This window comes from Methanobrevibacter sp. UBA188 (assembly GCF_905234905.1).
Classification (GTDB): Archaea; Methanobacteriota; Methanobacteria; order Methanobacteriales; family Methanobacteriaceae; genus Methanocatella.
Window position 1 is genome coordinate 1 of the sequence record NZ_CAJOJM010000033.1, and the last position, 19,199, is coordinate 19,199.

At 32.6% G+C, this 19,199-nt stretch carries 8 protein-coding genes; 3 read left to right on the forward strand and 5 right to left on the reverse strand.

Features of this window, described 5'->3' with window-relative positions; translation table 11 throughout:
• The 3 genes from QZ143_RS07170 to QZ143_RS07180 all read left to right on the forward strand — a co-directional run.
• Positions 1 to 1,041, forward strand: a 1,041-nt coding sequence (locus tag QZ143_RS07170) for a lipopolysaccharide core heptose(II) kinase RfaY (RefSeq protein WP_292882666.1), incomplete at its 5' end; no start/stop codon positions are given.
• Positions 1,042 to 1,273: 232 nt separating this feature from the next.
• Positions 1,274 to 3,400 (forward strand): hypothetical protein, encoded by a 2,127-nt coding sequence (locus tag QZ143_RS07175; RefSeq protein ID WP_292882669.1) that lies wholly within the window; start codon positions 1,274 to 1,276, stop codon positions 3,398 to 3,400.
• A gap of 10 nt (positions 3,401 to 3,410) precedes the next feature.
• Positions 3,411 to 8,573, forward strand: coding sequence for a right-handed parallel beta-helix repeat-containing protein (locus QZ143_RS07180; protein ID WP_292882672.1), 5,163 nt, complete (start codon positions 3,411 to 3,413; stop codon positions 8,571 to 8,573).
• 351 nt (positions 8,574 to 8,924) lie between these two features.
• On the opposite strand, the gene QZ143_RS07185 is transcribed toward QZ143_RS07180, so the two are convergent.
• The 5 genes from QZ143_RS07185 to QZ143_RS07205 all read right to left on the reverse strand — a co-directional run.
• Positions 8,925 to 9,656, reverse strand: a complete 732-nt coding sequence (locus QZ143_RS07185) for a DUF4013 domain-containing protein (protein WP_342765209.1) — start codon at positions 9,654 to 9,656, stop codon at positions 8,925 to 8,927.
• A gap of 61 nt (positions 9,657 to 9,717) precedes the next feature.
• Positions 9,718 to 11,586 (reverse strand): histidine kinase dimerization/phosphoacceptor domain -containing protein, encoded by a 1,869-nt coding sequence (locus QZ143_RS07190; RefSeq protein WP_292882675.1) that lies wholly within the window; start codon positions 11,584 to 11,586, stop codon positions 9,718 to 9,720.
• A 301-nt stretch (positions 11,587 to 11,887) separates the two neighbouring features.
• Complete coding sequence (locus tag QZ143_RS07195) at positions 11,888 to 12,604, reverse strand: DUF4013 domain-containing protein (RefSeq protein WP_292606336.1); 717 nt, start codon at positions 12,602 to 12,604, stop codon at positions 11,888 to 11,890.
• Between the two features lie 475 nt (positions 12,605 to 13,079).
• Positions 13,080 to 16,223, reverse strand: coding sequence for a C1 family peptidase (locus QZ143_RS07200; protein ID WP_292882678.1), 3,144 nt, complete (start codon positions 16,221 to 16,223; stop codon positions 13,080 to 13,082).
• A gap of 240 nt (positions 16,224 to 16,463) precedes the next feature.
• A partial coding sequence (locus tag QZ143_RS07205) for a C1 family peptidase (RefSeq protein ID WP_292882681.1) occupies positions 16,464 to 19,199 on the reverse strand: 2,736 nt, incomplete at its 5' end.

The following is a 19,199-nucleotide window of genomic DNA, read 5'->3' on the forward strand; positions in this document are numbered from 1 at the left end:
ATTTTAAAAGAAATTAACTTTTTGGAAGAAACAATGAATCTGCAGAATCTTGCAAATAACTTCAAAAAAGTAAGTTATATCAAAATACCTGAAGTACATACCGCCTATTGTAGTGAAAAAGTTATTACAATGGAATATATTGACGGTGTTGCAGTTACAGATTTGCTGAAAAAAGATTATCCAAAAATCGATAAGAAAAAAATTGCAAATTATGGAGTTAAATCTTATTTTAAACAAGTTTTGATAGATGGTTTTTTCCATGCCGACCCTCATCCTGGAAATTTAATTGTAACAAAAGACGGGAAACTTTGCTACATCGATTTAGGTATGATGGGAATATTAAGCGAAAATTTCAAAGAAACCCTTGCAGAATTAATACTGCTCCTAATCGGAAGAAATTCCAACAACATCATCAAGCAACTAATTTATATGGACATAATTACACCAGCACAGAATACTGATAAACTAAAAACGGATTTAGATGATCTGTTGAATCTTTATTATGGTGCCGAATTGAGAAACATGGATGGGTTACTTGATGATTTGCTAAATGTAATGGTGGAAAACAATATTGCTCTGCCAAGAGAATTCGTAATGATTGGAAGAGGAATTGCATTGATTGAAGATACAGGTAAACAGTTAGACCCAACATTCAATGCTGCAGAAGAATTGAAGAAACTATCTAGAAAAATTGTTATCAACAAATACAAACCTGAAAGAATTGCAAAATCAGGTATAAATTATTTGTTACAGTTAGAACATTTAGCAAAAGACTTGCCAGATACCATAAACAACACCATATCAAAAATTGAAAATGGAAAACTTGAAGTAAATCTAAAACACCTCGAAGTAAGTGAACTCATAAACCAGCTTTCAGTATCACTCATTTTATCAGCATTAATTATTGGATCATCTCTTGCAATGTTTATAGAAAAAGGTTATCATATATTTGGTTATCCTATTTTAGGATTAATAGGATTCGTAGTCAGCGGAATTCTAGGCATATACCTAATAATACAGTACATGGTAGGGCGAGATTAGAAATATGTGAAAATATACGCATATTTTCTGATTTCCCAATAATATGAAAAACCATCTGATTTTTTTAGACATCAATCCAATTTTCCCATCACTTTTTAAAAGTTATTGCAGAATTTATTGCTGATTACATTTAAAAATTGAACAAATTACTTATATGTTTTATTATAAACATATTTATCATAATAAAATCATGAGGTAAAAATTAATGACATTTAAGCATATGATAATCATAATGATATTTTTGTGCTTTGCATTTTCGCTTTCAAGCGTGTCGGCAAGCGATAATGCAGACATTGACAATATCACAATGGTTGATAATGAAATTGAATTGGAAGATTCAAAAATCATTGAAAATATCGATGAGCTAGATAGTGAAATTCAAAATGCAGCCCCCAATTCAACCATTAAACTGGAAAAAGACATAATCGTCAATCAGGATTCTAAATGCAGGGGCCTTGAAATATCCGAAAATATACTTTTCGATGGCCAAGGCCATAAGATTGATGGAAATTCATCAGATATGGATTTTTTATTAAGAGTTCATGCTGATAATGTCGTTTTAAAGAATATCCTATTTACAAATTGGGACATGTCCTATTCATACAACCTTATTGAATGGATAGGTGCAAACGGTCAGATGAAAAATTGTACTTTTATCAACAACACAGCAATCTATGGTGGTGCTGTTGACTGGACAGGAATAAATGGTCTTTTAGACAATTGTACATTTATAAACAATACTGCTGAAAACGGCGGCGGAGTCTACTGGTATGGTATTGAAGGTACTATAGCTGATTGCACATTCTTCAACAATACTGCCGAGATTGGAGGTGCAGCATACATTACAGGAAGAGATACAAAATTGGACAATTCTAAACTTATAAATAATACCGCTGATGATATCGGTGGAGGAATATACGCCGAGGGACTTAACTTTGTTTTGGAGAAGTGTGATTTTGTAAACAATGAGGCAGTTAACGGAGGTGCTCTTTACACAATATCTTACCCAAACTTAATTGATTTATGCAAATTCACAGATAACCGTGCTGATGAAACTGCAGGTGCACTTTATTTGGCATCAGACAACAATACTGTAAAAAATTCAATATTTAGAAATAACTCTGCTAAAACTGCAGGAGCAATTTATAGTGACGTAAACGACGATTTACATGTACTAAATTCAACATTCAATAATAATTCTGCTGATGAATTAGGCGGAGCCATAATGGTAGATTATTATGCAAACATCACCAATTCAACATTTTATGGAAATAATGCGGAAATTGGAGGTGCAATATACTCCGAGAATTCCACATTTTCCAACAACAAGGCCACTAAAGGTGGAGCCATGGCTGTAACTGTTGGTACAATTGTCAACTCAACATTTGTTAAAAACTTTGCAAATGACACTGGAGGGGCAATATATGTTTCAGGCGATTTTATTATAAATAAAATTTATTTCAGCGAAAACACAGCAGGCAATTCATCCAATAACATTTATCTGGATGATGCACATGTAACTATGGTTTTAGACATGAAAATTAGTATTACAAATATCACTTATGGCGATACTTTAAACATTAAGGTTAAAATGCCAAACAATATAACAAAAGGTATGATTGTAGCTAATCTAAACGGTGCGGAATTCAAGACTAACTTATCAAGCAGTCAGGCAACCATAATCATTCCTAAATTGAACATCGGATTATATGATGTTAATTTGTTTTATGAAGGAAGTGAATACAACTCCACCACATTCAATTATATGATAGATGTATACCAAAGGCCAGTAACAATAAGTGCAACTAAAAAAAGCTTTGTAATCAATTATGCAGGCAAATATACTGTTACTGTTAAAGACAAAAACAGGAAAGTCATAGCTGGTGAAAAGGTAACAATTTACATCAACAATAAAAAATATAAAACAGTTACAACCAACAAGAAAGGTGTTGCAACTGTTACAATCACTGCAAGTAAGTTGAAATCACTCAAAGCAGGTTCCAAAACCTTGAAAGTTACAATGTCAGACAATTACAATCCTAATTCAAAATCCGTCAAGATAACTATCAAGAAGGAAAAAACAAAAATTGCCGCTAAAAAGAAAACATTTAAAAAGTCACTCAAGACCAAAAAGTACACAATCCAATTGAAAAACAGCAAGAACAAGGCAATTAAGAAAGTTAAGGTATATTTGAAAGTAAAAGGTAAAACTTACACTGCAAAAACCAATTCAAAAGGAAAAGCTACCTTTAAAATTACTAAACTTAATAAAAAAGGTAAATTTACATCAAAAATTACTTTTAAAACTACTAAATATTACAAAGGAACAAGTAAAAAAGTTAAACTAACTATTAAATGAGGTCATTAATATGAAAGGAAAATTGGCAATTATTTGTTTGTTGTTATTTATTTTATGCTCAATTTCAACAGTTTGTGCTGAAAATACTAATGACACTCAAATAATGCAGGAAAGCGATATAAACAATAATCTTGAAATTACTCAAGATTCAATATTAACGGATGACACAAGCGATCTTACAAAGATTATTAACAGTGCATCCGAAGGTTCAACAGTAAAGCTAAACAAAAGTTATACACCGGCGAATCGAATAAACATTGACAAGTCATTGGTCATTGACGGAGCTGGAAATACAATAGACTGTAACAAAGCTCAATTAAGGTCATCAAACGGCGATATAACCTTGAAGAATTTGAAGTTCATCAATGGAAACTCATTCAATGGAGGATCAATCTACATCACAGGTTCAGCCAAGTTTACTATTATTAACTGTACTTTCACAAACAATAAAGCAAACAGTTTTGGTGGAGCAATTTATAATAATGTCGTTGAGACATTAACTATCAAAGACTGCAAGTTCACAGGAAATACTGCAAAACTCACAGGAGGTGCCATATTCTCCAAAGGAAATGTCGTAGTTGAAAAATCTGTCTTTGAAAACAATCAAGCGAAAATTGATGGTGGTGCTATTCACGCCGAAAAATCAGTGGATATTTCAAATTCCAAATTCAATTCCAATAAAGTTGATGGACAAGCATCACATGGTGGAGCTATTCTTGTAAAAAAAGATGCATTCATCGATAATTCTACATTTAACGGGAATTCTGCAATTAGGGGAGGTGCAATTTTTTCATATTCCGATTTAATAATTGAAAATTCACAATTCATTAAGAACACCGCCAGGGAAGGTGGTGCTGTAAAAGTAACCAGTGACAGTCATCTATATATTGAAAAATCAACATTCAAACAGAATTCTGCAACATCTGAAGGCGGTGGAGCAATATACTCAAACAAATGGCTACATATTGGAAATTCCATTTTTGAACTGAATACTGCAAACCACAAAGGTGGAGCTATCGAAACTGATTACATCCAGTTCAGCGGAAAAAACATCTTCACAAACAACACTGCACAAGACCATGGTGGTGCAATATATACCAACAACATTGGACGCGAAAACAACAACTTAATTTTTAACGGAAATCAAGTAAAAAGTGATTTTGGTGGTGCAATCTACATTAACAAAAAATCTGGTGATGTGAAATTTTCTTCATCTGTATTCAAGAACAATCATGCAAATGCAGGTGACGGTGGAGCAGTATACTCAGACAGTGGTTCAACCAATCTCTTCTTTACCAACTGTACATTCACATCAAACTATGCTAATGGAGGTAAGGAAAAACGTTATGGAGGCGCAGTGCGCTCTAAGGGCAATATTAATGTAAATAACTGTACCTTTAGAGACAATTGGGCTGAAAACTATGGTGGAGCCATTTACACTGAAACCGCAAGTGAAATTAAGAATTCAGTGTTCATCTCAAATCAGGTAAAAAATGGTGGAACCCGTAATGGAGGTGCAATATATGTCAACAAAGCATGTACAATGACAATCTCCGGAAATTACTTTGAAAAGAATGGTGGAGGATCTCGTGGAGGAGCATTATATACTGATTCCATAAATACACATGTAAAATTGACCAACAACGCATTCATTGAAAATTCAGCTAGTGACCAGGGTGTTTCAGTATTCAACACTGGTTATTATGATGTTATTTCAAACAACTGGTGGGGCATAAATAAAGCTTCAATCGGCAATCAGCTAAAAGAATATCATAGAATTGGAAGCAACAAGAACAAAGATGATTCGAAACCACTTTCAGTTTCCATAGTTGCTGATAAAAATGGTTACAGCGGCGTTAAAACTACAATTAAGGTTTCATTTATCGGATCAGTACCATATTATGTTCTAGACACTTTAAAATATTCCTCAAACAAAAAAGGTGAATTCATAACCAAAAAAATCAATGCAAACTCATTGGAGTTAATTTATGTTCCAAATGAAACCGGAAACCATAAGTTTGATTTCACAATCAACTCCCAGAAACTGTCATATGAAATGAATGTTAAATACATCAGCGTATATGGTTATGACCTCACTAAGACCTACGGTGACGATTCACTATACTCAGCTGTATTCAAGGACAAAAACGGAAAATATTTACCTAAGGGAACCAAAGTGAATTTCAATGTAAATAATATCAATTATGACTGTCAAATTGCGGATGATTATGGAGCTGCGATATTAAATGTCAATTTTGAACCAGGCACATACACAGTAAAGGCCAATAATCCCGTAACTGGCGAATCATATACAAATAAGATTACCGTAAATAAAAGAAATGCAATATTTGACATCAATGAACCATACATAATCAAGTTAAATGCTTCAGCTAACAAGACTGTTACATTCAAGGTTGGAGGCAAAACATTTACAGGCACTACTTCAGATGAAGGATATGCTTATTTCCTATTGAATGTAACTGCTGGAAGTCATACTGTAGAAACAATATACGAAGGCAAGACCATTAAGGATCACATTACAGTATCCAATAAATATGCTGCCATTGATTTGGGATTGAATAGTACCTCATATGGAGGATTGTTGCCAGTATATTCTAATGAAACATTTAAGGCAGCTTCCAATACCACATTTTACAGTGTTATCGGGGAGAACACCTACAGATACATTATGACTAACGGTGACGCATTCATATTGTATAATGTGACCGTTTCCAATTCACAGGAGCTTACAAATACCTTAAGAAAAATGGCTCGCAAGGATTATAAGGTTGACGTTACCATCATAAATCTTAAAAAGAACACATATAAAGTATCTGACTCTTTCTGGAAAGATTCAGATTGGGAGTATCTTGTCCATTTGAATCACGGCACCCTCATTATCAATGGTGGAGGATCAACACTTGAAGATGATTACAAACACAATTTCGCCAGTTTGGATTCAAATACAAACATCATGGTAAACAATCTTGAATTCAAAAAATTCTACAGAGTATTTGCAAACAATGGTGAAGTATATTGTGAAAATTCAACTTTCACACAAAACGATGCTCGAAAATGGGCTACTCCAACTAAAGGTTCTGTAATTTATAACAAGAACAAGGCTACATTCAGGAACTGTATTTTTAATGGAAATGAGAATGGTGGATCAGATGAAGCTAATCGTGGAGGAGTTTTATATGCAGATTCCAATTCACTGACAAATTTCATCTCATGCAGCTTCAAAACAAAAGACGATACCGTCCGTGCTGTGGAAAAAAGTATGGTTGTCGTCTATGATACTTCCTGGGGAGCATACAATCATATTAAATACAACGGTTACATTGATAACAATGCATCATTAAGTATAAGAGACGTGTACAGTTTAACTCACAATATAACTAAAAATTTATATGTTACCAATATGGCAGGATTGCAGGATGCCACCGAATGGATTGATAGTTTTAACAATATCACTTCATTCAACATAACTCTCAGCAAAGGAGAATATGTCATAAACAGTGCTGACCTTAAAAAATATAGGGATTCGCATGAATGGCGTTCAATAACTGTTAGAGGAGATATAATTTTTGTAAACCCTCGTAGCTTTATAGATGTCAATTCCAAACCAGTAGTAATTAACGGTAACGGAGCTACAATAAAAATCACTGAAAACAATGCCAATGATGATTATCATTTCGCATACATTCCTAAATACGGTTCTTTGACACTAATAAATCTAACATTGTCCGGTTTCAACACTGCTATTCATAACTATGGAACATTCATGGCTATAAACTGTACATTTAAAGACAACATAATCCATCATTTAATGAAGAAAGGTGATGATGGCGGTGCAATAAGAAACTTCGGTACTGTGTTATGCTTCAATTCCACATTCAAAAACAACGGCGCTAATCAGGGTGGTGCATATTACGGTTTTGGAATGTCTTCAAATGCAGTATTTTCAAATTGTCTGTTTACAGGAAATGTAATCAAATCCAACTGGGTATGGAAAAACAACAACAAAAATGATTTGGATATTCAGAATTTAGCTGTTGTCAAATTAGTTAACAGCAGAGGATATTCCCCATCCACAATAAATACCGAAAAAGGAGGATTATATCTGGTTAGGGAAAGCCTCAACGATACGGTTTATAATGTTGTTGTGGACAATCTCGCATCCTTGATGAAAGCTTCAAAAATCGTCAACGGAAATACCAAATATGACGTCATTAATATTACTTTAGTCAAAGGAGAATACGGCATGATTCCTAATTCTCAAAGCATATTCAAGGCAGATTACGGATTACTATTAATCAACGGAGCAGGTGCAAGAGTATTTGTTCAAAATCAACATGATGATGACACAACCAAATTCTTGACCGTTGCTTCTCGAGGTAATGTGAGAATAAATGACTTGACTCTAGAAGGATTCAACATTGCTCTTGATAATTCGGGCAAATTGTTAGTTATAAACTCCATATTCAACAACAATAAGGTAGACTATAGATTTAAAGAGGATTATGGAGGTGCTATCGTAAATAAAGGTTCATTGACAGTATTCAATTCCACATTTACCAACAATTATGGAAAATATGCAGGGGCAATTTACAGTGCTGGAAATGCTATGATTCTCCTGTCCACATTTTCAGCTAACAAGGGATACCATGCGTCAAAAAATGTCGACATCTACAACAAAGATGGTTATGTTGATGACATTATCATCTCTGGACCTGCCCATAATTACATAGAACAACATCCAATCGCCGCATGGAAAATGGATTTAATTGAAAGTGGTGTTCTACTAGCCACCATACTACTTACAGGTAATGTTGGATATAGTATGACAGCGGCCGGCGTAGCTGGTTTATGGATTACATTAGCCAGTGCAGGAATTGGCGGTGCCCTAGGCACTATTCTGGGAGCCGTTTATACAACAGAATATCAGAATCCTAGCCTCTTCTGGAGCGGTGTTTTAAAAGGCGTTTCCAATGGTTTGAGAGTAGCATCATTTGGTGTTGCTGCATTTAAAATCCCTTTAAATGTGGCAACTAAAGTTGTAGCCACAGGTATTGGCCATGTAGTCTCTAAAGGATTAACTGGAATAGTTAAACTTTCAAGATCCATTTTAAGCAACTACCAAAAAGAAAACAAACTAATATATTTCACATAGGTGAAAATTCCTCGCATAGCGAGGCTTTCATCACTTTTTTTATTTTTTACCACACAATCAACATGCAGCTACTAAACTATATGTTGTCAATATCTATAACATATTAACAAATTTCAATCTACAGTAGAACTTACTGGCTATGATTTTGATGATTATTTCACATGAAGTTGGCAGAGTCGGTAAAAATTCTAAAACTTGAATAACGTTTTAAATACAAAACGGTTATCGATTTGACATTACTGATTATGCCAGATAGTGTGGTCAAGACTATTTTTTTAAATAATAGAAATTTAAATATAAATCTAGACATATTTTCATCAAATCCTACGTTTATTGCACCAAGTTTGAAAACTAAGTTTTAGTCTTTCTGAATATCAATCCAATTGCATTATACTCAACAATGAAAATCAATGAATATGACAAAGTAACCATAACAACACTGAAAACCGGTACAAATTCAAATGACTCCAAAACAACTAAAATTAACAAAACGGCAGTGTAATCAGTAGCATAATTTACCCACCCAATTTTATCAATGTAACCTTTAATCAATTTTAAATTGAACGCATCGATAAACTTACCTCCATCAGCAAGTTGAGCCAAAGCAATTTCCATGAAAAATACGCCAATGTAAAGAGCAATTATGCTTAACAAAAAAAACAATATTGAACTGACAGGATTATGAGTGTAAATCAAATGAATTGTTTCTGGAAGTTTCAAAAAAAACTCCTCAAAATCAAAAGTTGGAAAATTGAACAATCGAGAAATGACAAACAAAAACAGAGTTTGAATACCCCCATAAACAAAAAATACGGTTGTCGCCTTTATACCCAATGGAATACTCCTAAAATCAAATTTAGGTAGGGATTGCCCACCATTTATCACTTCCCTAGTAAATTGCATCCCATATGAAATGTATAAAATTATATATATTAACATAATTATAATGGCACATATACCCTCAAAAGTTCCCACTAAAATTAAACTTAAGAATGTCAAAAAAGTTATAATGACTATGCGTTTTTTGCTGACCATGCAGCATTCAACTGCTTTTTTTGAAAAATATACTATGACATCAAGCATAGGTTTTTATTTATAGTGAATATAATTTATTTTTTACTATTTGAAAAAAAACATGCCACAATCATTCAATAGTGTGTTCCATTTGAGTTGAGAAAATTAACTTATATGCAGTGCCCTTCTCTTGTTTAATCAGACTTATATGTCCTCCCAACTGTTTGGTTAAACTTTTGATTATTTCACAGCCTAAATTTGAACTGATATTGTCTGAGTCATCAATACCAACACCATTATCTTTTATAATTAGCTCCGCAGTATCATTACCAACACTTCTTATTTCCTTAGTTATTTTATTGTTGGCAGAGGTTTTATTCGGGAATGCATGTTTAATGGCATTCATTGTTATTTCATCAATGATGAGAAGCAGAGGAGTTATGACTTCAAGAGACAATTCCAAATCTTCATCAACATAAGTTTCAAACTCAATGTTTTTAGGAAAATCAACCACATTTATCATCTTTCTATCATGATCAATCAGATAATCTTTCAAATTAATATTTTTAAAATCTTTAGAATTATAAGTCTTTTCATGAAGTAATGCAAGTGAATTTAAACGTGTTTGCATATGTTCAATGATTAAATTAGGATTATCTTTGTATGCTCTTTTTTCAAGGTTTAAAAAACTGCTTAGAATTTGCAGGTTGTTTTTAACCCTATGATGAATTTCCTTAATTAAAATCAATCTATTATCATTGGATACCATCAATTGTTCTTGTTTAATTCTTTCTTCAGTAATGTCTGTTAAAAAACCGAGGCTGTGTGTGGTATTTCCATATTCAAAACGTTCAAGATACAAATCAACGACTTTCCTCTTGTTTGGATTTCCTCCAACATAAAAACAAAAAGTTTCATCAATTTTATCAATTTCACCATCAACCAATTTTTCCAAACGTCGAACAATATCTTTGTCAGTTATATTTTTAAAGATATCTCTAGAATGAACATAATCTTCATAATCCTTTTCAATAAGATAATAAAAACCTTTTGAGAATTTGTATTGTTTAACATTTAAAGGCTCAATCAACAAAGCCAATTTAGTGCTGTCTTTAAAGCCATCCAATAAGAAATCAACAGGTTTGGTAATTTCATCATTGGAATATTGGGTTATGTCATTCATCATACCCTGGCGAACGATAATGCCTGACTCATCAAAATAGGAATAAACGTTAACTTCAATTGTTTTTAAGATGCCATCTTTAGTTTTAATGCGGATAACTTCCTCACATTGGGCGGTATCATTATTTGTAATGTCAAAAATTTTATTTACAATGTGTTTATCTTCAGGTATCACCAAATCAAAAACAATATTGAAATAGTCATCGGATTCTTCTTTTGCACGGTTTATAATGTTATATATGCCCTGTGACCAGACATATTTTCCATTGACCCTATAATAACTACCGGTTTGGGAGAAATTTTCTATTATATCATTTTTATCTTCATCAAAATCCCTATATTCCAAATCAACACGATTGCTTGTCTTTGTATCAATATTGTTGGTAGTTACAAAAATTTTTCCAGCATCAAAAACTATTTTAGAAGTACTCAATTTTGATAATTTATTTTTATAATAGTATACGAACCTTATATCCTTACTGACATGATCATTATAGACATCAACTAACTCATCATGTAAAATTTCATAAAATAAGGGTGATAATTTACTGAATAATCTTCCTTTCACATCATCAAGAGTGCAATTATATCTATCAAGAGTAAAATTACCTATACTTTGGATAATAAAATCCTTACCTTCCTCATAAGGAATCAAACAATGAATTTCAATGGGAAGATTGTTTATGAGTTCTTGAAATTCCAAATCTTCAACATCAAACTCCTTAGGGGCGGGTTTATAAAAATCCTTTTGACTAGCATTAAAAATACGAATTTCTTCAATACATTCCAATTGACGATATTCTTTTTCTACTCTCATATTACACCCAAAATATAATTAAAAATAATATAAACAATAGTATGTTGTTAATTATATTTAAATTAAATCATATACATGCACATATCTCCACCATATCATAAAATCTGTTAAAGATTAATCAAATTTTAAATAAAATTTTTAATTAATATCGAATTAATAAAACTATTGTTTCTATTTTATGCATATTCAACCTTTTAAAATTATTTGATGTTTCACCCTGTTAAGCAAATCAAATATGAAAAAAAGATTGATGATTAATTGAGATTAAAAAAAAAGAAAAAAAGAAAAAAGATTGGTTTGATTATGCATCAGAGTATAATAAACCAATAGCTCTGTTGTAGAAGAATACTAAGTAAACTAAGAAGATACCGAATAAAATATCTCCAACAATATCACTTATACTGCCAATAATGCCTATAAGAACTACAATAATCACAGCTATAATTACAACAAGAATAACAGTTGCAAGAAGTTTACCGAGACCTACTCTGGATATGTCTCCAATAGCTTCACCTATAGCTAAAGCTTCACCTAAACTGTCACTTTTTGCTAATCTACATTTAGCCATAAAGTTTGCTAAAGCAAATAATATAACTAAAATTAAACTGATTATAGTCATAATCCAGTCTCTGAGGAAAAGTCCTAAAATAAAAATGATAACAGCTGGTACAACGTAATAAACAATAGAGACAATGAGTAATTTGACAGCATTTGAAACTTGTCTTCCAAAATCAATTCCCGGACCATCAGCCCTTCTTTCAATACCAAATTTTACAATATCCAATCCATATCCTTCAATCAAGAACAGTAAAAGAATGAAAACAATGATTCCAACTACTCCTACACCACCAAGAGCAAAACTGGAGAATCCTTTTGTAGCCATAGAAGTTGCAAAAGTAAGTACTGTTGTTCCTCCGATGATTGCAGCAATTATTCCTAAAATCATATATATAACTAAAGCTTTTACATTACGAAATGGATATCCTAAAGCATCACTTATTATATCGCCTACGCTCATTTTATTCACCTTTTTTAATTAATTTGTTTGAATATTTTGTTTAATTAATAAACTCATAATGAGTCAGTATTAATTTCTTTTGATAATCAAATATAAATATTACTATAATTCATTCAAAAAAATAAGTTGTTTTGTTAGATTACTTTCAAATTTTAATCCATTGTTTCCACAGTCAAACACAATATCCCAATACCACCCCATGCATAACTTCTAGAATCTAAAATCTATTTTACGGCACTGCATTTCCGATGAAAAATATGAAAAAGAATTAAGTTAACCAATCAACTACTAAAAAAGGTTACGATTTAAAAAACACTGTTAAAATAATTATAAAAACCATTGATTAAAAAAATAGTTAGCCAATAATCAAGAAGAATAAATAATCATGAAAGTAAAATAAATGATGAAACAAAATTAACACCCGACAAAACATACATGAAAATTAAAAAAATAAAAAAGAGTAGATAAAAATTATCTACTTTTTAACTTTAACAGTTGTTTTAATAGTGTCTTTAAGATAAGTCACTTTAACAGTGTATGTTTTACCTTTTTTAAGCTTGTTGATAACTTTTTTAGTTAAAATTTTCTGTGCAATACCTTTTTTGTTGGTTTTAGCTTTGTATGTTTTACCATTAAATTTGAATTTAATGATTTTACCTTTAACCAGCTTGCCATTGATTTTAAGTGTTGCTTTCAAGGTAAATTTCTTAGCTGTCTTTTTAACAGTAACTTTACTTGTTTTAAGCACGTGTTTAACAGTAATAGTATTTCTGTAGGTTTTGCCCAAGTATTTGGTTGTTATTGTGTATTTTTTAGGGGCATCGGTTATTTTTATTTTAGCTATTCCGTTTTTATCAGTTTTTACTGTTTTTGTCTTTTTGTTGATTGTGAAGGTGACTTTTGCACCTGCACCAACAGCATGACCGCCAGCAGTTACGACTTTAACAGTGAAATATTTGCCACCATTATAGTCAACTGAAATGTCCTTATTGTTGATGATTTTGGTATCGTCAACAACAGTATAGATTTTTAAACATGCGATTGCATCTTCAGTATAACAATCTATCCAAGTCTGTCCATCATAAGAGAAAAATGAAATATTCTTATCATAATGCAGCCTTGTTTCTCTTAAATCAACACCAGGCATTGCATCTGAGATCATTACAGCTTTAAAGATATCACCTTTTTTGATTGGAATGTATTCATCTAATTTGATAGTATGGTAACCTATGAATGGTGATACTCCTTCCTGAGTCAATCTCAATTCATCGTTTACATAAATCTGAACTTTATAATTGACACCACTGCTGTTGAAGTATGTTCCAACACCAGCAATCAAATCATCATCCAATGCTTCAAAGACATTCATATAACTTATATTTCCATTACCACCTGGAACAAAAGCACCTCCCCATACAATATCATATTGATAGTTCTTATTGTAAGGTACAGTATTTTCAAATATGATTGCCGTAGCTGCTGTGTTTATAGCGCCAGACATATACGGCAGGAGTGATTGGTCATAATAAGAAACATATAAATATCCATTCTCTCCCCAACCGGAACCCCAACTGTTTTTAACAATCCATGCACCATCACCGGGAGGAGGTGTTAAGAACTTTTCTTTTGGGAAATTATCATCCCACCCTACAATTGAAACGTCATGATTTGGCGTTACAAATACATCAACATACTGTGCATATGTTTCAGTATTATAATAAAGACTTACTTCATCATATCTGGATTGTCCGTAATAACACACATCTACAGAACCGTATTTCAAGATTGCTTCTTTAAGATGTGTGCCATTTGGTATCTCATTATTATGAATGAACATCAAATCTTGAACATGAATGTCCTGATTGGTTGTGATTAGGGGTGAAATTTTTCCCATTTCATCATAGGTATCTGCATCCTGCGTAAATGCTCCAAGCCAACTCAACAGATAACTTACCGCATAATTATTGCTTCCACCTTCATATATTTTAGGAGAACCATAAATTGAATATTTCAACAGGGTATTCTGCATGTTGTTTTCTGAAAAGTCAGTTGTGATACCTGCAGCTTTCAATAATGATGATTCCAAGACTCCAGTCATTCCGAACGTCCAGCAGGAGCCCATCCATCCCTGGGCTTTAACAGATGATGTCCATCTCCAGTCACGTGAATCATATCTGGTCGGAAGAGTAGTGACATTAATAGTGTTATTACTCAAGATTAATTGCATGCCTTCCCCGATTATTATTGTTGCAAAAAATGTATTATTGGTGGAGATGTTGTTATCATTGATGAAAATGTTTGTTTCATCTATAACGGATTGTTTATCAAAAAATGTATAAATAGGATTTGTATTGTTTTCAAAAATTGAATTGCTAATAGTATACGTTGAATCATATGCATAAATCGCAGCTCCAGCACTTGCATTGTTATTGAAGAATTTAGATTCTGAAATGTTATAGGTACCCATATCCAACAATATTGCACCACCATAGGTAGGATAACCTTCAATAATATCAACGCCGTTTGAATCAAAAGTACAGTTACTGATTACACCATTTACATATGAAAGGTAAACTGATCCACCATTATAAGTTGCATGGCCGTTTATGAATTTTGTATTGTTTAAGAATAAATTTCCGCTTAATTGAAGGAATGCTCCACCAAATCCTGAACTGGTATCCTTAAATACTGTATCAATTATTGTCACAACACCATCATAATCATTGTATAGAACATCTGCAAAAATTGCACCTGCATTTTTAGAGGAAGATGTATTTATGAATTCACAATTTTTAACATATAAATCACCGCCCATCCTAACGCCTATTGCACCTGATGTAATGTTACCTCTTAAATTAATGAATTTAGAATTAATTACTGAAGTTTTGGAACTTCTAAGATACAATGCTGGAGAGTAGGAAGAGTTACTGTTTGAAAAAGTAGCGTTTTCTATGTAAACTATAGAGTTGGCAAGTACTGCAATTTGTGAATACCTGTTGAATATTTTTGAACTTAAATCTGCATTGTAAAGATTCAATACACCTTTTTGAACAAATATTGCTGAACCTGCTTCCGCATAATTGTCTATAAAATCAGAATTGTTACATGTAAGGATTACATTACCATAGAGCCCTACAGCTCCCCCCTCTATTTTTGCATAGTTGTTTGTGAATGTGACATTGTTCAATGTTAATGATCCTGTGGCATAGATTGCCCCACCTTTTTCGGCATTACCTCCTGTTAAAATCAGATTGCTTAATGTAACGTTATTTGCAGTAATGTTGAATATTCTTGATTGGTTTTTTCCATCAATTGTACAACCATTACCGTTAAGTACAAAGTTATCCTTGCAGATAACAATTCCATTTTTGTTATCAGTTTCATTGTTGAAAGTATAATCATGATTTAAATCTAAAGATGTGCCTGTGTTTTCTATTTCGTCAGTCAAGTTACTGAATGAACTTTCTCCTGCCGTATAAACATCATTGTCTGTAATTTCTAAATGGTCATCATCCACATCCGAGACGATATCTTCAGAAATGGTGTCGGTTGCACTAACCGCACCAACCATCAAAACAGCCAGCATTAAACTAGCTATTAACATACATTTAAATTTCATGTTATAATATCTGATTATAATACATATATAAATTAATATATGTGGATACATAGCCTAACTTTACATTAACAGCCTATCCCTTGAAAAAATGAGATTGATTTGTTAAATAGCTTCTGTTAATGTTAATGCCCCCCCCATTAAAATCTAATATAAAAAAAAGTAACCATTGTTTTTATCAAAGATATTTTAATGGAAAACTCTTGTCAAATAAAAAAATAGAAAGAAAGTAGATAAAATTATCTACTTTTTAACTTTAACAGTTGTTTTAATAGTGTCTTTAAGATAAGTCACTTTAACAGTGTATGTTTTACCTTTTTTAAGCTTGTTGATGACTTTTTTGGTTAAAATTTTCTGCGCAATACCTTTTTTGTTGGTTTTAGCTTTGTATGTTTTGCCATTAAATTTGAATTTAATGATTTTACCTTTAACCAGTTTGCCATTGATTTTAAGTGTTGCTTTCAAGGTAAATTTTTTAGCTGTCTTTTTAACAGTGACTTTACTTGTTTTAAGCACGTGTTTAACAGTAACAGTGTTTTTATATGTCTTACCCATGTATTTGGTTGTTATTGTGTATTTTTTAGGGACATTTGTTATTTTTATTTTAGCTATTCCGTTTTTGTCAGTTTTTACTGTTTTTGTCTTTTTGTTGATTGTGAAGGTGACTTTTGCACCTGCACCAACAGCATGACCGTCAGCAGTTACAACTTTAACAGAGAAATATTTGCCACCATTATAATCAACAGCAATATTCTTATTGTTTATGATTTTACTGTCATCAGCAACGGTGTATACTTTTAAACATGCAATATAACCTAAATCATAAGCATCTTTCCATGTTTTTCCGTCAAATGATACAAATGAAATATTTTGAACATAATGAACCCTAGTATCCTCTAAGAGAAGGTATGGAATCCAATTTGAGGTTATTTCTGCTTTGAAGACATCACCTTTTTTGACTGGTACGTAACTACCTAATTTGATAGTGTGATAACCAACATATGGAGACACTCCTTCTTGAGTCAATTTTAATTCATCGTTTACAAAAATTTTGACTGTATAATTGACGCCACTCTCATTGAAGTATGTTCCAACACCAGCAATCAAATCATCATCCAATGCTTCAAAGACATTCCTATAACTTATAGTTCCATTACTTGACTCATAATTAGAAAGCCATGTAATGTCATATTGATAGTTTTTATTGTATGGTACAGTATTTTCGATTATTGCAGTGGCTGCGTAATCAGTGACCTTGCCTGGCTTATATGATAGGAGTGATTTGTCATAATATGAAACATATAAATATCCCTTGTCTCCCCAGTCAGAACCATAACTGTTTTTGACAATCCATGCCCCATTGCCCGGAGGAGTGTATAGGAATTTTTCTTTTGGGAAATTATCATCCCATCCAATAATGGATACTTCATGATTTGCAGTTTCAGGCACATCGACATATTGTGCATAGGTTTTCGGATTATAATACTGAACTTCATCATCGAATGAAGCTTGTCCGAAAAAGGACACATCCAAAGATCCATATTTCATGATCGCCAATTTAATTTGTGTACCGTTAGGGATTTCATTATTAGGTACGAATATCACATCCTGAACATGAATGTCCTTGTCTGTTGTGATTGGCATTGTAATTTTTCCAAGCTCATCATAAGTATCAACACCATATGGAATTGCTCCAAGCCAACTCAATAAATAACCAACAGCAGCAAGATTGGCTCCCCCTTCAAATACTTCCATAGCTCCATAAGGTGAATATTTCATCACTGTTTTCATGTTATTCATAGAAACGTTGAATGGAATTCCTGTAGCTTTTAATAACACTGATTCTAATGAACCTGTCATTCCAAATGTCCAGCAGGCACCCATCCATCCTTGATCTTTAACGGATGAGACCCATCCCCAGTCACGCAAATCAAATTTGGTAGGAATAACATTAACATTAATGGTATTGTTAACCAGCGCCAACTCCATACCTTCTCCAACCATTATTGTTGCATAGAATGTGTTACTGGTTGAAACAGTATCGTTATTTAATTCTGTGTTTGTATCTATAGTATATTTTTTAGTAAAGACACTGAAAACAGCATTTGTATTGTTTTTAAATGTTGAACATTTAATGTTGAATGAGTTATCATATGCATATATTGCATTGCCTTCACTTGCAACATTGTTGAAGAACCTGGAGTTGGTTATGTTTAGTGTAGAGATATCTGAGAATATTGCTCCACCAGAAGTTGGATAATCCTCAATTATGCCAGCACCATTTGATTCGAAAGTACAATTGTTGATTTCAGTTTCTGTAAATGAAAGGTAAATTGCTCCACCATTGAATGCAGCATGGTTGTTTATGAACTCAGTATTGTTAAGCCAGAACTGTCCACCCAATTGGACATATGCCCCACCAAACTCAGAAGAAGCATCCTTAAATTTGGAATCGATTATTGTCACATTACCCTCATTGCCCGGATTATATCCAGTAATGTCTACATAAACTGCTCCTGCATTTCTGGAAGAAGTAGTGTTTATGAATTCACAATTACTAATGTAAAGTTCACCACCTTCCCTAAGGCTCATTGCCCCTGCAGTGATATTAGCTTTTAGATTAATGAATTTGGAATCAATTATTCTAATTTTGGAACCTACAAGATATATTGCCGGAGAATATGTGGCTGTGATATTAGCAAAGGTAATGTTTTCAAGATAAAATATTGCGTCTGGGGAGCCCATGATTTGACCCGCTTTAGCATATATTTTTGAGGTAATGCAGGAATTGTAAAGATTTAGTTTTCCTTTCCCAACTACAATTGATGATCCCCCTTCACCAGCATAATTGTCAAAGAATTCGGAACTGTTACAATTAATAGTTACATCTTCGTAGACTGCTACAGCACCACCATTTTTACTTGCATAGTTGCTAATGAAAGTTACATTGTTTAATGTTAATGGTCCTGTAGAATATAT

Excerpts from the sequence above, each read along its gene's own strand:
- QZ143_RS07175 (WP_292882669.1), top strand. The coding sequence starts at position 1,274 with ATGATATTTTTGTGCTTTGCATTTTCGCTTTCAAGCGTGTCGGCAAGC.
- QZ143_RS07180 (WP_292882672.1), top strand. The coding sequence starts at position 3,411 with ATGAAAGGAAAATTGGCAATTATTTGTTTGTTGTTATTTATTTTATGC.
- QZ143_RS07185 (WP_342765209.1), bottom strand. The coding sequence starts at position 9,656 with ATGCTTGATGTCATAGTATATTTTTCAAAAAAAGCAGTTGAATGCTGC.
- QZ143_RS07190 (WP_292882675.1), bottom strand. The coding sequence starts at position 11,586 with ATGAGAGTAGAAAAAGAATATCGTCAATTGGAATGTATTGAAGAAATT.
- QZ143_RS07195 (WP_292606336.1), bottom strand. The coding sequence starts at position 12,604 with ATGAGCGTAGGCGATATAATAAGTGATGCTTTAGGATATCCATTTCGT.
- QZ143_RS07200 (WP_292882678.1), bottom strand. The coding sequence starts at position 16,223 with ATGAAATTTAAATGTATGTTAATAGCTAGTTTAATGCTGGCTGTTTTG.